The organism is Stenotrophomonas sp. A3_2, from assembly GCF_036624925.1.
Lineage (GTDB): Bacteria > Pseudomonadota > Gammaproteobacteria > Xanthomonadales > Xanthomonadaceae > Stenotrophomonas > Stenotrophomonas hibiscicola.
In genome coordinates, this window is the sequence record NZ_JAZKVY010000123.1 from 1 (window position 1) to 349 (window position 349).

At 52.7% G+C, this 349-nt stretch carries 1 protein-coding gene; it reads left to right on the forward strand.

The features are described 5' to 3' along the window. Window positions 1-149 precede the first annotated feature (149 nt). Window positions 150-349, forward strand: a 200-nt coding sequence (locus R5H29_RS02505) for a hypothetical protein (protein WP_332328687.1), incomplete at its 3' end; no start/stop codon positions are given.

Here is a 349-nt window from a genome sequence, read left to right on the forward strand (position 1 = left end):
GTGCCCGAGACGGGCGTTATATGATCAGCCGGGATTGCCCCCTACGTCGCGAGAGTTAAGTCCGCGCTCTCAATAAAATCTACTCTCAAGACTAAGCTCACAGTGTGGTTCGATGCTCCGAAATGGGGAGCAAGTTGGGACTCTGATAAATGACCATCAAGCGAGAGGCCGGATACCATGAAGCATGCCATGCCATTCTCACTGCACGGTCACGATTTCACCGGCTAGCCGGGGAAATCAACCTAACTGAATACGGACAAGGGGAAATCTACGTTTCCCTTAGCAGGCAAAAGCTTTTAGCCGCTGGCAAAACGCCAATAGCTGCAACTGCACAGGACCCAGAGGTCGC